Here is a 13,754-nt window from a genome sequence, read left to right as displayed (position 1 = left end):
AGGACTGCTTGCATGGCCAAGATCAAGGTTGATGGAAACGAGATCGAAGTGCCGGATCACTACACGCTGTTGCAGGCGTGTGAGGAGGCCGGTGCGGAAGTGCCGCGGTTCTGTTTTCACGAACGGCTGTCGATTGCCGGCAATTGCCGCATGTGCCTGGTCGAGGTGAAGGGCGGACCGCCCAAGCCCGCCGCCTCCTGCGCCATGGGCGTGCGCGATCTGCGCCCCGGACCGAACGGCGAGGCGCCTGAGGTGTTCACCAACACGCCGATGGTCAAGAAGGCGCGCGAAGGGGTGATGGAGTTCCTGCTCATCAACCATCCGCTCGATTGCCCGATCTGCGACCAGGGCGGCGAATGCGACCTGCAGGACCAGGCCATGGCCTTCGGCATGGACAATTCGCGCTACGCCGAGAACAAGCGCGCGGTCGAAGACAAGTATATCGGACCGCTGGTCAAGACGATCATGAACCGCTGCATTCACTGCACGCGCTGCGTTCGCTTCACCACCGAAGTGGCTGGCATTTCCGAGCTCGGCCTGATCGGCCGCGGCGAGGACGCCGAGATCACCACCTATCTCGAGCACGCGATGAGCTCGGAGCTGCAGGGCAATGTCATCGACCTCTGCCCGGTCGGTGCGCTGACCTCGCGGCCCTACGCCTTCCAGGCGCGGCCGTGGGAGCTCAACAAGACCGAATCGATCGACGTCATGGACGCCGTCGGCTCGGCGATCCGGGTCGACACCCGCGGCCGCGAAGTGATGCGGGTGATGCCGCGCGTCAACGAGGCGATCAACGAGGAATGGATTTCCGACAAGACCCGCTTCATCTGGGACGGGCTGCGCACGCAGCGTCTCGACCGGCCTTACGTGCGCCGCAACGGCCGCCTGGAAGCAGCAAGCTGGGGCGAGGCCTTCGGCGCGATCGCGACTGCGGTTGCCGGCGCCAAGCCCGAGCGCATCGGCGCGATTGCCGGCGATCTGGCGGCGGTCGAGGAAATGTACGCGCTCAAGGTGCTGATCGCTTCGCTCGGCTCGGCCAATATCGATTGCCGTCAGGATGGCGCAGCGCTCGATCCGTCGCTCGGCCGCGCCAGCTACATCTTCAATCCGACCATCGAAGGCATCGAGGACGCGGACGCGATCCTGATCATCGGCTCCAATCCGCGCCGTGAAGCCGCGATCCTGAACGCCCGCATCCGCAAGCGCTGGCGGATGGGCGACCTGCCGATCGGGCTGATCGGCGAACAGGCCGACCTGCGCTATGGCCATGAATATCTCGGCGCCGGTCCGGAGACGTTGAAGGAACTGGTCGACGGCACCAACAAGTTTGCCGCCAAGCTGAAGCGCGCCAAGAAGCCGATGATCATCGTCGGCCAGGGCGCACTGGCGCGCGGAGACGGCGCAGGCGTTCTCGCCAATGCCGCCAAGCTCGCCGAAGCAGTTGGCGCGGTGAAGGGCGACTGGAACGGCTTTGCGGTGCTGCACACGGCGGCAGCGCGGGTCGGCGGTCTCGATCTCGGCTTGGTGCCGGGCGAGGGCGGTCTGGATGCGGAAGCCATGCTGACGGGCACCGATGTGCTGTTCCTGCTCGGAGCGGACGAGCTCGATTTCACCAAGAAGACCGCCGGTTTCACCGTCTATATCGGTACGCATGGCGACAACGGCGCGCATCATGCCGACGTGATCCTGCCGGCCGCGACCTACACGGAAAAATCCGGCACCTATGTCAATACCGAGGGCCGGGTGCAGCTTGGCAGCCGCGCCGCCTTCGCACCGGGCGAGGCGCGCGAAGACTGGGCGATCCTGAGGGCGCTGTCGGATGTGCTTGGCAAGAAGCTGCCCTATGATTCGCTCGTCGCATTGCGCGCAGCGCTCTATGCCGAGTATCCGCATTTTGCCGAAATCGACATGATTTCCACCGGCGACAGCGGCGCAATTGCCGCAATTGCGAAGAAAGCGGGCCGGATGAACAAATCGGCGTTTGCGTCTGCGGTCAAAGACTTCTATTTGACCAACCCGATCGCACGCGCATCTGCAGTGATGGCTGAATGCTCGGCCTTGGCGAAGACCGCCAAGGCAGTGGCGGCGGAATAAGGGCGGGAAACATCATGGACGGTTTCATCACAACTTATGTCTGGCCCGGTGCCATCATTCTGGCGCAGTCGCTGCTGGTGCTGGTGGCGCTGCTGCTGTTCATCGCCTACATCCTTTACGCCGACCGCAAGATCTGGGCTGCCGTGCAGCTGCGCCGCGGCCCGAACGTGGTCGGCCCATGGGGCCTGTTCCAGTCGTTCGCCGACCTTCTGAAGTTCGTCTTCAAGGAACCGGTGATTCCGTCGGGCGCGAACAAGGGCGTGTTCCTGCTCGCCCCGTTGGTGGCGGTGACCCTGGCGCTGGCAACCTGGGCGGTGATCCCGTTCGACGCCGGCTGGGTGATTGCCGATATCAACGTGGGCATCCTGTTCGTCTTTGCCATCTCCTCGCTTGAGGTCTACGGCATCATCATGGGCGGCTGGGCTTCGAACTCGAAATACCCGTTCCTCGGCGCGCTCCGCTCCGCCGCGCAGATGGTGTCCTACGAAGTCTCGATCGGTTTCGTCATCGTTGCCGTTCTGCTCTGCGTCGGCTCGCTCAACCTGACCGACATCGTGATGGCGCAGGCCGACGGCATCGGCACACGCATGGGGCTGCCGAACTCGCTGTTCGACTGGCACTGGTTCGCGCTGTTCCCGCTGTTCATCATCTTCTTCATTTCGGCGCTGGCCGAGACCAACCGTCCACCCTTCGATCTGCCGGAAGCGGAATCGGAACTGGTTGCGGGCTTCATGGTCGAATACGGCTCGACGCCCTACATGATGTTCATGCTCGGCGAGTATGCGGCCATCGTGCTGATGTGCGCGCTGACCACGATCCTGTTCCTGGGCGGCTGGCTGCCACCGCTCGACGTGTGGTTCCTCAACTGGGTCCCGGGCATCATCTGGTTCGTGCTCAAGGCCTGCCTGGTGTTCTTCATGTTCTCGATGGTCAAGGCCTTCGTGCCGCGCTACCGCTACGACCAGCTGATGCGGCTTGGCTGGAAGGTCTTCCTGCCGATCTCGCTCGGCATGCTGGTTATCGTGGCCTTCGTGCTCAAGCTGACGGGGACCGCGCCGTGATCCCGACCACCATTTTCACAAGCGGGCTGATGCAGCCCGGAAAGAGCGGAGACTGACCATGTTGGCTCAAGCCGCAAAATCGCTGTTCCTGAAGGAATTCGTCGGCGCGTTCTTCCTGTCGATGCGCTATTTCTTCGCGCCGAAGGCGACCGTCAACTACCCGAACGAGAAGGGGCCCGTCAGCCCGCGCTTCCGTGGCGAACACGCGCTGCGCCGTTATCCGAACGGCGAGGAACGCTGCATCGCCTGCAAGCTGTGCGAGGCCATCTGCCCGGCTCAGGCAATCACCATCGAGGCCGGCCCGCGGCGCAACGACGGCACCCGCCGCACGGTGCGCTACGACATCGACATGGTGAAGTGCATCTATTGCGGCTTCTGCCAGGAAGCCTGTCCGGTCGACGCGATCGTCGAGGGACCGAACTTCGAATTCGCGACGGAAACGCGCGAGGAACTCTACTACGACAAGGAACGGCTGCTCGCCAATGGCGACCGCTGGGAACGGGAAATCGCTCGCAACATCGCGATGGATTCGCCCTACAGGTAAGACACCGGAGCGGCGCACCATTCCGGGCGCGCCGTTCTGAATTCACATGCGGGGGCAGGGGACGGCTTTGGCCAATCCCGCCTCAAATTCGGGGCGGGAACAAGGGGTTCCTGTCACTCGGGGGAAAGACGAAAAGGCGCCGATCATGGGTCTGCAGGCTCTGTTTTTCTATTTGTTTGCCTTCGTGGCAGTGGCTTCCGCCTTCATGGTGATCGCGGCGCGCAATCCGGTGCATTCCGTTTTGTTCCTGATCCTCACCTTCTTCAACGCGGCCGGCCTGTTCCTGCTCACGGGCGCCGAGTTCCTGGCGATGATCCTGCTGGTGGTCTATGTCGGCGCCGTGGCGGTGCTGTTCCTGTTCGTCGTGATGATGCTGGACGTGGACTTCGCCGAGATGAAGTCCGGCGCGCTCGAATACGCGCCGGTGGGCGCGCTGGTCGGGATCATCCTGGCAGCCGAGCTGATCATCGTACTGGCGGGCAATACATTCCACCCGGCAGCCGCCGGCAGCGGCGCCAGCCCGATCCCGGCGCTGAGCGAGCGCACCAACACCCAGGCGCTCGGCGACGTGCTTTACACCGACTATATCTTCTACTTCCAGATCGCCGGCATGGTGCTTCTGGTGGCCATGATCGGCGCCATCGTGCTGACGCTCAGGCATCGTGAACACATCAAGCGGCAAGACATCAACCAGCAGGTCGCCCGGACACCGGAGACCGCCATCGAGGTGGTCAAGGTCAAGCCCGGCCAGGGCATTTGAACGCGGGGACGTGAAGGAACAATCGCATGGAAATCGGCCTCTCCCATTACCTGACTGTCAGCGCGATTCTGTTCACGCTCGGTATTTTCGGGATCTTCCTGAACCGCAAGAACGTCATCGTCATCCTGATGTCGGTCGAGCTCATCCTGCTTGCCGTCAATCTGAACATGGTGGCGTTCTCGATGCACCTCAATGACATTGTCGGCCAGGTGTTCGCGCTCCTGATCCTGACGGTGGCTGCGGCGGAAGCGGCGATCGGGCTTGCCATTCTCGTCGTCTTCTATCGCAACCGCGGCTCAATCGCCGTGGAAGACGTCAACATGATGAAGGGCTGAGAGAGCCATGTACCAAGCTATCGTCTTTCTTCCTCTCATCGGCGCGCTGATCGCGGGTTTCGGTGGCCGCGCCATCGGTGCCAAGGCCTCGGAATATGTCACCACGCTGTTCCTGATCGTTGCCGCATTGCTGTCGTGGGTGGCCTTCTTCACGGTCGCCATGGGCGAAGGCGAAACGGTTCGCGTGCCGATCATGCGCTGGATCGATTCAGGCGCGCTCAATGTCGAGTGGGCGCTCAGGATCGACACGCTGACGGCGGTGATGCTGGTGGTGGTCAACACCGTCTCCTGCCTGGTCCATGTCTATTCGATCGGCTACATGCATCATGATCCGCATCGTCCGCGGTTCTTCGCCTACCTGTCGTTCTTCACCTTCGCCATGCTGATGCTGGTGACCTCGGACAACCTGCTGCAGATGTTCTTCGGCTGGGAAGGCGTCGGCGTCGCCTCCTATCTGCTGATCGGTTTCTGGTACAAGAAGCCGTCCGCCAATGCCGCGGCAATGAAGGCGTTCATCGTCAACCGCGTCGGCGACTTCGGCTTCCTGCTCGGCATCTTCGGCCTGTTCGTGCTGTTCGGTTCGGCTTCGTTCGACGCGATCTTCGCCGGTGTCGCCGACTATCTTCCGGCGGAAGGCGCAGAGAGCGGCGAGACCGTGCTGACGCTGTTCGGCATGCATCTCGACAAGGCGCATGCGCTGACCGGCGTCTGCCTGCTTCTGTTCATGGGCGCGATGGGCAAGTCGGCGCAGTTCCTGCTGCACACCTGGCTTCCGGACGCGATGGAAGGCCCGACCCCGGTGTCGGCGCTGATCCACGCCGCGACCATGGTGACGGCCGGCGTGTTCCTGGTCGCCCGTATGTCGCCGGTGTTCGAGCATTCGCCCGACGCGCTGACTTTCGTAACATGGATCGGCGCCATTACCGCGTTCTTCGCCGCCACTGTCGGCCTGGTGCAGAACGACATCAAGCGGGTGATCGCCTATTCGACCTGTTCGCAGCTCGGCTACATGTTCGTGGCGCTCGGCATCGGCGCCTATGGCGGCGCGATCTTCCACCTGTTCACGCACGCCTTCTTCAAGGCGCTTCTGTTCCTTGGCGCCGGCTCGGTGATCCATGCCGTCTCCGACGAGCAGGACATGCGGCGCATGGGCGGTCTTCGCAAGAAGATACCGCTTACCTACTGGATGATGATCATCGGCACGATCGCGCTGACCGGCGTCGGCATCCCCGGCACGCTTATCGGCACCGCCGGCTTCTTCTCCAAGGACATCATCATCGAGTCCGCCTACGTGGCGCACAACTCCGCCGCGGGCGTCGCCTTCGGCCTCTTGGTGATCGCGGCGCTGTTTACCAGCTTCTATTCCTGGCGGCTGATCTTCATGACGTTCCACGGCAAGCCGCGCGCTTCTGCCGACGTGATGCATCACGCCCATGAATCGCCGATGGTGATGCTGGTGCCGCTGTTCATCCTCGCAGTCGGCGCGCTGTTTGCCGGCGTCGTGTTCAAGGAATATTTCTTCGGCCATGAATATGCCGAGTTCTGGAAGGGCGCGCTGTTCACCGGTGCCGAGAACGAGATCCTCGAGGAATTCCACCACGTGCCGCTGTGGGTGAAGCTGAGCCCGTTCGTGGCCATGCTGCTGGGGCTGCTGACAGCCTGGTACTTCTACATCCGCTCGCCTGAGACGCCGAAGCGGCTGGCCGAGGATCACCAGATGCTCTACCGCTTCCTGCTCAACAAATGGTACTTTGACGAGCTTTACGACTTCATCTTCGTCCGCCCTGCAAAATGGCTCGGCACCTTCCTGTGGAAGCAGGGTGACGGCCGCGTCATCGATGGCTACGGCCCGAACGGCATTGCCGCACGGGTGCAGGACATCACCGGCCGGGTTGTCCGGCTGCAGACCGGATATCTTTACCACTATGCCTTCGTGATGCTGATCGGAATTGCAGCGCTTGTCACATGGATGATGCTCGGGAGTGCATTCTGATGACCGATTGGCCTCTTCTGTCAGTTGTCACCTTCATACCGCTGATCTGCGTACTGTTCCTGCTGCCGATCAAGGACGACACCGAAATCGGGCGGCGCAACATCCGCCAGGTGGCACTTCTCGGCACCACCGCGACCTTCGTGATGTCGCTGTTGATCTGGGCCAGCTTCGACATGAGCGATCCCGGCTTCCAGATGGTGGAAACCATCGACATGCCGGGCGCGATGTTCTCCTACGCGATGGGCGTGGACGGCATTTCGATGCTGTTCGTCATCCTGACCACCTTCCTGATGCCGCTGTGCATCCTGGCCAGCTGGAATTCGGTCGAGACCCGCGTGCGGGAATACATGATCGCGTTCCTGGTGCTCGAGACCATGATGATCGGCGTGTTCTGCGCGCTCGACATCGTGTTGTTCTACGTGTTCTTCGAAGCCGGCCTCATTCCGATGTTCATCATCATCGGCGTGTGGGGCGGCAAGCGCCGGGTCTATGCGAGCTTCAAGTTCTTCCTCTACACGCTTGCCGGCTCGGTGCTGATGCTGCTGGCGATCATGGCGATGTACTGGGATGCCGGCACGACCGACATCCGCATGCTGCTGGCGCATAATTTCCCGGCCTCGATGCAGACCTGGCTATGGCTGGCGTTCTTTGCCTCGTTCGCGGTGAAGATGCCGATGTGGCCGGTCCACACCTGGTTGCCCGATGCCCACGTCGAGGCGCCGACAGCCGGTTCGGTGATCCTGGCCGGCGTGCTGTTGAAGCTTGGCGGCTACGGCTTCCTCAGGTTCTCGCTGCCGATGTTCCCGCTGGCCTCGGCCGATTTCGCGCCGTTTATCTTCACCCTGTCGGTGGTCGCCATCATCTACACCTCGCTGGTGGCGCTGATGCAGGAAGACATCAAGAAGCTGATCGCCTACTCGTCGGTGGCCCACATGGGCTTCGTGACGATGGGGATCTTCGCCGCCAACCAGCAGGGCGTGCAGGGTGCGATCTTCCAGATGCTGAGCCACGGCCTGGTTTCGGGCGCGTTGTTCCTCTGCGTCGGCGTCGTCTATGACCGGCTGCACACCCGCGAGATCGCCGCCTATGGCGGTCTCGTCAACAACATGCCGAAATACGCAGTGGTGTTCATGATCTTCACCATGGCCAATGTCGGGCTTCCCGGCACCTCCGGCTTCGTCGGCGAGTTCCTGACCCTGATGGGCGTGTTCCAGGTCAACAGCTGGGTGGCGCTGTTTGCCGCCACCGGCGTGATCCTGTCGGCGGGCTACGCGCTGTGGCTCTATCGCCGGGTCATCTTCGGTGCGCTGGAGAAGGAAAGCCTGAAGGCGATGCTCGACCTGTCGGGCCGCGAAAAGGCGATCCTCTATCCGCTGATCGCGCTGACAATCCTCTTCGGGGTCTATCCGGCGCCGATCTTTGATGTGACGGCGGCTTCGGTTGACGCACTTATCAACAATTACACGGCTTCGCTGCAGGCAGCGCGCGATCTCGCGCTGTCGGTTAACTGAGCTACGGAGACTGCGGGACCATGACGCCAGAAATTCTCACTTCCAGCCTTCAGCTTTCCGTGCCCGAGCTCATGCTGGCCGTCGGCGCCATGGTGCTCCTGATGGTCGGCGTCTTCTCCGGCGAGAAGTCGGTGACGATGGTCAACGGCCTGGCGGTGGCGCTCCTGATCATGGCGGGCCTGGTGCTGGTGCTGGTCACCGGCAATGGCGAGGCCTTCAACGGCGCGTTCCTGTCCGATCCATTCGCGAAGTTCATGAAGGTGCTGGCGCTGATCGGGGCGATCACCGCAATGGTGATGACCGTCGGCCACGCCAAGGCCGAGCGGATCGACAAGTTCGAGCTTCCGGTCCTGTTCGTGCTGGCGACGCTCGGCATGATGCTGATGATCTCGGCCAACGACATGATCGCGCTGTACATGGGCCTCGAGCTGCAGTCGCTGGCGCTCTACGTGGTCGCCGCCATCAACCGCGACAGCCAGCGTTCGACCGAAGCGGGCCTGAAGTATTTCGTGCTGGGCGCACTGTCCTCGGGCATGCTGCTTTACGGCGCCTCGCTGGTTTACGGCTACACCGGCCATACCGGCTTCGATGAGATCGCGGCCGCCATTTCCGGTGGCGAGCGCTCGCTCGGCCTGATCTTCGGCCTGGTGTTCCTGCTGGCCGGCGTTGCCTTCAAGATTTCCGCCGTGCCGTTCCACATGTGGACGCCGGACGTGTATGAGGGCGCTCCGACGCCAGTGACCGCCTTCTTCGCGGCCGCACCGAAGGTGGCCGCGATGGCGCTGTTCGTGCGTATCGTCATTGTCGCGTTCGAGCCGGTGACTCTCGACTGGCAGCAGATCGTGGTGTTCATCTCGATCGGTTCGATGGTGCTTGGCGCCTTCGCGGCGATCGGCCAGAAGAACATCAAGCGGCTGATGGCCTATTCCTCGATCGCGCATATGGGATTTGCCCTGGTCGGTCTTGCCGCCGGCAGCCAGGCCGGCGTGCGCGGTGTCATCCTCTACATGCTGATCTACATGGTGATGACGCTCGGCACATTCGCCTGCATCCTCGCCATGCGGCGCAAGGAAGACGGCAATGTCGAGCAGATCGATGATCTGGCGGGCCTGTCATCGACCAACCCGTTCATGGCGCTGATGCTGACCATCCTGATGTTCTCGCTCGCAGGCATTCCGCCGCTGGCAGGCTTCTTCGGCAAGTATTTCGTCTTCGTCGCGGCGATCGAGGCCAAGCTCTACGCTCTCGCCATCATCGGCGTTCTGGCTTCGGTGATCGGCGCCTACTACTATCTCAGGATCGTCAAGATCATGTGGTTCGATCAGCCGAGCGGCTCGTTCGTCCCCGTGGCCGGCGAACTCAAGCTGGTGTTCGGCATTTCCGGCCTGTTCGTGCTGTTCTACGTGATCGTCTCCAATCCCCTGGGCCTTGCCGCCGACGTCGCCGCGAAGACATTTTTCTAAAATGTTGCGGCGGAGCGCATGAAGGGTCCGGACTTCCGGCACATCGAGTTGGGGGACGTTGCGTCCACCAATATCGAGTGCATGGAGCGGGCGCGGGCGGGCGATCCCGGCGGATTGTGGATCACGGCCGTGCGGCAGACCGGCGGCCGGGCGCGCCGGGGCCGAAACTGGGTGTCCGAACCCGGCAATCTCTACTCGTCGCTGCTCTTGATCGACCCGGCGCCGTGGCAGGCCCTTGCCAGCCTGCCGATGGCTGTGACCGTTGCGGTGCATGACGCGATTGCCTCGGTGCTTTCGGCCGATGCCGCGGAAGCGCTCCGGATCAAGTGGCCGAACGACATGCTGATCTCCGGCCGGAAGACTTCCGGCATCCTGATCGAGGCCGAGCAGCTGGCCGACGGGCGCAGGGCGGTGGTGATCGGCTGCGGCGTCAATGTCGCGCATTTCCCGGAAGCGGGTCTCTACCCGGCGACCTGTCTCAACGATCAGGGCAGCGCGGCCACGCCGCAGGATCTGTTCGCGCGTCTGGTGATTTCCATGGACCGTACGCTGAAAACCTGGGATCAGGGGCGGGGTCTGGCAGCCATTCGCGAGGCCTGGATCGACCGCGCCCAGGGTATGGGCGGGCCGGTGACGGTGAATTTGCCAGAGCGACAAATACATGGTCTGTTCGACGGAATTGACGATGATGGCAGGCTGATGCTTGCAATGCCGGACGGGAGCAGGCAGATGATCGCTTCGGGAGACGTGTTCTTCTCCTGAGAGAGCATGTTTTTCACCTTGATCCGGGTCCGGCTCCAGATGAAAACCATGTACCACCTCTACAGCGCCGCGCATCCGACCGGATGGGCATAGGGCGCTCTAGGACTTTGAAACAATGCATGCACGTTATGGTTCGAATGAACACATTTGGACGTGATATGCATCAGGGTCTGCAGCGACCTCAATGCGCCACATCTGGTGCCCGGCGCCGCAGTGATATGACCAGACAGGACAATTGATGACAAAAGACAATGATCTCGTATTCGTACCGCTTGGCGGCGTTGGCGAAATCGGCATGAACCTGGCGCTTTACGGCTATGGTTCCCCCAAGAGCCGCGAATGGATCATGGTCGATTGCGGCGTAACTTTCCCGGGGCCGGAGCTTCCGGGGGTCGATCTGGTGCTGCCGGACGTCGATTTCGTCAAGAGCCTCGGCAAGCAGCTCAAGGCGATCATCATCACCCACGCGCATGAGGATCATTATGGCGGCCTGGCGCAGATCTGGCCGCAGCTCAATGTGCCGGTTCATGCATCTGCCTTCACCGCCGGCATGCTGGAAGCCAAGCGCGCCTACGAGCGGACCCGCGCCGAGGTGCCGATCACGCTGTTCAAGGCGGGCCAGAAATTCACCGCGGGCCCGTTCGAAATCGAGCCGGTGGCGGTCAACCATTCGATCCCGGAGCCGTTCTCGCTGGCGATCGACACACCTCTGGGCAAGCTCATCCACACCGGCGACTGGAAGATCGACGCGACTCCGTCGCTCGGGCCACTGACCGACGAGAACCGCTTCCGGCAACTGGGCGAGGAGGGGATCCTCGCCATGATGTGCGATTCGACCAACGCCATGCGCGAGGGGATTTCGCCGTCCGAAAAGGAAGTCAGCCAGGGCCTGCGCGAAGTCATCGAGAATGCCGAGGGCCGGGTGGCGATCACCACGTTCTCGTCCAATGTCGGCCGTATCCGCTCGATCGCCGAGGCCGCGCGCGACGCGGGCCGCGAAGTGCTGCTGCTCGGCAGCTCGATCAAGCGGGTGGTCAACGTCGCCACCGAGCTTGGCATGATGGAGGGGATTCCCGAATTCCTTGCCGAAGACGAGTACGGCTACATTCCGCGCGACAAGGTGGTGGTGATCCTCACCGGCAGCCAGGGCGAGCCGCGTGCGGCGCTTGCCAAGCTGTCGCGCGACGAGATGCGCAATGTGGCGCTGGCCTCGGGCGACACCGTGGTGTTCTCCTCGCGCGCCATTCCCGGCAACGAGAAGGGCATCCTCGACATCAAGAACGGGCTGATCGAGCAGGGGGTCAGGATCATCACCGATCAGGACGCCCTGGTCCATGTCTCCGGCCATCCGCGCCGCTCGGAACTGGTGCAGATGTATGAGTGGGTGAAGCCCAGGATCCTGGTGCCGGTGCACGGCGAGGCAGCGCACCTGACGGCGCAGGCCGAACTGGCGCAGGCCTCGGGAATCGAGATCACGCCGCGCGTGCGCAACGGCTCGATCCTGCGGCTGGCGCCGGGCAAGCCGGAAGTGATCGGCCAGGCCCATCACGGCCGCATCTACAAGGACGGCCAGCTGATCGGCGATATGGACGAGATGGGGATTTCGGAACGGCGCAAGCTGTCGTTCGCCGGCCATGTGGCGGTGAATGTGGTGCTTGACCACCGGCTGGAGTTCCAGCGCGACCCGGTGGTCTCGGCCATCGGCCTGCCGGCCTTCGATGCGGATGGCGACGACATGGAGGATATCCTCTATGATTCGGTGTTGGGCGCGGTCGAAAGCATCCCGCGCGGCCGGCGCAAGGACACCGACGGCGTGCGCGAGGCAATTCGCCGCTCTGTTCGCGCCGCCGCAAACGAGGTATGGGGCAAGAAACCTGTGGTGACGGTGTTCGTCAGCAAGGTGTGAGAGGACGATCATGCTTGGACGCCTGAACCATGTTGCCATCGCGGTGCCGGACCTTGCGGCCGCGAGCGCCCAGTACCGGACCATGCTCGGGGCGGATGTGACCGAACCCCAGGCGCTGCCCGAACACGGCGTGACCGTGGTCTTCATCAAGCTGCCCAACACCAAGATCGAGCTGCTGGAGCCGTTGGGGGAGGGATCGCCGATCGCGGCGTTCCTTTCCAAGAACCCGTCGGGCGGCATGCACCATGTCTGCTACGAGGTGGAGGACATCCTGGCGGCGCGCGACCGGCTCAAAAGCGAAGGCGCGCGGGTTCTGGGCGACGGCGAGCCGAAGATCGGCGCGCACAACAAGCCGGTGCTGTTCCTGCATCCCAAGGACTTCAATGGCACCCTGATCGAACTCGAGCAGGTTTGAGGAGTTTCCCCGATGGGTTTTGGTACGGGTTTTGCGATCTATTTCATCATCTGGTGGGTGGTCCTGTTCACGGTGCTGCCGTTTTCCGCCCGCAGCCAGGCTGACGAGGGTGAGGTGACACTGGGAACCACGCACAGTGCGCCGGCGAATTTTCGCTTCGGGCCGATCTTCTGGCGCACGACGCTGATTTCCGGACTGGTCTTTGCGGCCTATTTCGTTGTCACCGTCGTCGGCGGCTATACGCTTGACGACCTGATCGCGCTGTCGCCCAATTTCAAGCCTGCGGGCAACTGACCCGCGCCCGGCGGCAGGGCCCTGTCTGTCGGCATGCCCCGGCATTGATGGCTGCCGGTTTTATCCGGGCATTCTGGAACCTTGGTGATGTGCGGGCGTTGGGTTGAGACCCGCAACGCAATCACGGAGGTTGATCATGTCCGCAAAAACCAACAAAGCCGAACGCGTTACCGAGGCTGATCTGGCGCAGGACAAAATGGGCGACAACTCCCTGCAGGGCAATGACCAGGCAAATGTCCGCAACCAGTGCCAGGCCGTGCCCGGCGTCAAGCAGAAGCCCGATGGCAACGTGACCGACAGTCTTGAGAAAATGGACAAGGACGTTCGCGCCGAGGAAGAACTCGGCAAGGGTGCGCGCAAGCAAGATTGACCGGCACGGGTCTTCCCGAATGCCTTGCGGTCATCTGCAGCGATGGCCGGCGTACCCTGGGAGATACTGCAAACAACAGCAACGTCGAGATTTCAGGCCAAAAAAAAACAAGGCATGAAGCCTTGTTGTTCAGGTGTCGCGTGATCTGTTTCCCGGTTTCCCGGGGGCTGCGAACAAAGCGCGCCTGAGATCCTATCCTCCCAAGACTTTGACCGCGAATTGGGCATCTCCCGGTGGGATTTGCCT

13 protein-coding genes are annotated in these 13,754 nt (G+C 62.4%); all 13 read left to right on the top strand.

Annotated features, from left to right (window positions below; genetic code table 11):
- The first annotated feature begins 12 nt into the window (after positions 1-12).
- The 13 genes from nuoG (at position 13) to O4H62_RS06975 (ending at position 13,508) form a co-directional block, all read left to right on the top strand.
- Entirely contained in the window at positions 13-2,094 is a 2,082-nt protein-coding gene (gene nuoG / locus O4H62_RS07035; RefSeq protein WP_269386580.1) for an NADH-quinone oxidoreductase subunit NuoG, read from the top strand.
- 14 nt (positions 2,095-2,108) lie between these two features.
- Positions 2,109-3,155 (top strand): NADH-quinone oxidoreductase subunit NuoH, encoded by a 1,047-nt coding sequence (gene nuoH / locus O4H62_RS07030; RefSeq protein WP_269386578.1) that lies wholly within the window; start codon positions 2,109-2,111, stop codon positions 3,153-3,155.
- Positions 3,156-3,213: 58 nt separating this feature from the next.
- Positions 3,214-3,699, top strand: a complete 486-nt coding sequence (gene nuoI, locus O4H62_RS07025; RefSeq protein WP_269386576.1) for an NADH-quinone oxidoreductase subunit NuoI — start codon at positions 3,214-3,216, stop codon at positions 3,697-3,699.
- Between the two features lie 145 nt (positions 3,700-3,844).
- The gene (locus O4H62_RS07020) at positions 3,845-4,459 is read left to right on the top strand and encodes an NADH-quinone oxidoreductase subunit J (protein ID WP_269386574.1); all 615 of its coding nucleotides are present in this window, start codon (positions 3,845-3,847) and stop codon (positions 4,457-4,459) included.
- A gap of 26 nt (positions 4,460-4,485) precedes the next feature.
- Complete coding sequence (gene nuoK / locus O4H62_RS07015; protein WP_007197628.1) at positions 4,486-4,794, top strand: NADH-quinone oxidoreductase subunit NuoK; 309 nt, start codon at positions 4,486-4,488, stop codon at positions 4,792-4,794.
- A 7-nt stretch (positions 4,795-4,801) separates the two neighbouring features.
- Entirely contained in the window at positions 4,802-6,787 is a 1,986-nt protein-coding gene (nuoL, locus tag O4H62_RS07010) for an NADH-quinone oxidoreductase subunit L (protein WP_269386572.1), read from the top strand.
- Entirely contained in the window at positions 6,787-8,298 is a 1,512-nt protein-coding gene (locus O4H62_RS07005) for an NADH-quinone oxidoreductase subunit M (RefSeq protein ID WP_269386570.1), read from the top strand. The genes nuoL and O4H62_RS07005 overlap by 1 nt, the downstream gene beginning before the upstream one ends.
- Before the next feature lie 20 nt (positions 8,299-8,318).
- Entirely contained in the window at positions 8,319-9,761 is a 1,443-nt protein-coding gene (nuoN, locus tag O4H62_RS07000) for an NADH-quinone oxidoreductase subunit NuoN (protein WP_269386568.1), read from the top strand.
- A gap of 18 nt (positions 9,762-9,779) precedes the next feature.
- Positions 9,780-10,523, top strand: coding sequence for a biotin--[acetyl-CoA-carboxylase] ligase (locus O4H62_RS06995; RefSeq protein ID WP_269386566.1), 744 nt, complete (start codon positions 9,780-9,782; stop codon positions 10,521-10,523).
- Positions 10,524-10,761: 238 nt separating this feature from the next.
- The gene (locus O4H62_RS06990) at positions 10,762-12,429 is read left to right on the top strand and encodes a ribonuclease J (RefSeq protein ID WP_269386565.1); all 1,668 of its coding nucleotides are present in this window, start codon (positions 10,762-10,764) and stop codon (positions 12,427-12,429) included.
- Between the two features lie 10 nt (positions 12,430-12,439).
- A complete protein-coding gene (gene mce / locus O4H62_RS06985; RefSeq protein WP_269386563.1) occupies positions 12,440-12,844 on the top strand; it encodes a methylmalonyl-CoA epimerase in 405 nt (134 codons plus the stop codon).
- Positions 12,845-12,856: 12 nt separating this feature from the next.
- Positions 12,857-13,138, top strand: a complete 282-nt coding sequence (locus O4H62_RS06980) for a DUF1467 family protein (protein ID WP_269386561.1) — start codon at positions 12,857-12,859, stop codon at positions 13,136-13,138.
- 136 nt (positions 13,139-13,274) lie between these two features.
- On the top strand, positions 13,275-13,508 hold the full coding sequence (locus tag O4H62_RS06975; protein WP_269386559.1) for a hypothetical protein: 234 nt from the start codon (positions 13,275-13,277) through the stop codon (positions 13,506-13,508).
- The last annotated feature ends 246 nt before the right edge of the window (positions 13,509-13,754 follow it).

The sequence above is a fragment of the Parahoeflea alexandrii genome (assembly GCF_027214025.1).
Lineage (GTDB): Bacteria > Pseudomonadota > Alphaproteobacteria > Rhizobiales > Rhizobiaceae > Hoeflea > Hoeflea alexandrii_A.
The sequence above is the reverse complement of the archived record's forward strand: the minus strand, read 5'-3'. Positions and strand labels throughout refer to the sequence as shown.

Coding starts and splice junctions, on each gene's coding strand:
- nuoG (WP_269386580.1), top strand. CDS start 13: ATGGCCAAGATCAAGGTTGATGGAAACGAGATCGAAGTGCCGGATCAC.
- nuoH (WP_269386578.1), top strand. CDS start 2,109: ATGGACGGTTTCATCACAACTTATGTCTGGCCCGGTGCCATCATTCTG.
- nuoI (WP_269386576.1), top strand. CDS start 3,214: ATGTTGGCTCAAGCCGCAAAATCGCTGTTCCTGAAGGAATTCGTCGGC.
- O4H62_RS07020 (WP_269386574.1), top strand. CDS start 3,845: ATGGGTCTGCAGGCTCTGTTTTTCTATTTGTTTGCCTTCGTGGCAGTG.
- nuoK (WP_007197628.1), top strand. CDS start 4,486: ATGGAAATCGGCCTCTCCCATTACCTGACTGTCAGCGCGATTCTGTTC.
- nuoL (WP_269386572.1), top strand. CDS start 4,802: ATGTACCAAGCTATCGTCTTTCTTCCTCTCATCGGCGCGCTGATCGCG.
- O4H62_RS07005 (WP_269386570.1), top strand. CDS start 6,787: ATGACCGATTGGCCTCTTCTGTCAGTTGTCACCTTCATACCGCTGATC.
- nuoN (WP_269386568.1), top strand. CDS start 8,319: ATGACGCCAGAAATTCTCACTTCCAGCCTTCAGCTTTCCGTGCCCGAG.
- O4H62_RS06995 (WP_269386566.1), top strand. CDS start 9,780: ATGAAGGGTCCGGACTTCCGGCACATCGAGTTGGGGGACGTTGCGTCC.
- O4H62_RS06990 (WP_269386565.1), top strand. CDS start 10,762: ATGACAAAAGACAATGATCTCGTATTCGTACCGCTTGGCGGCGTTGGC.
- mce (WP_269386563.1), top strand. CDS start 12,440: ATGCTTGGACGCCTGAACCATGTTGCCATCGCGGTGCCGGACCTTGCG.
- O4H62_RS06980 (WP_269386561.1), top strand. CDS start 12,857: ATGGGTTTTGGTACGGGTTTTGCGATCTATTTCATCATCTGGTGGGTG.
- O4H62_RS06975 (WP_269386559.1), top strand. CDS start 13,275: ATGTCCGCAAAAACCAACAAAGCCGAACGCGTTACCGAGGCTGATCTG.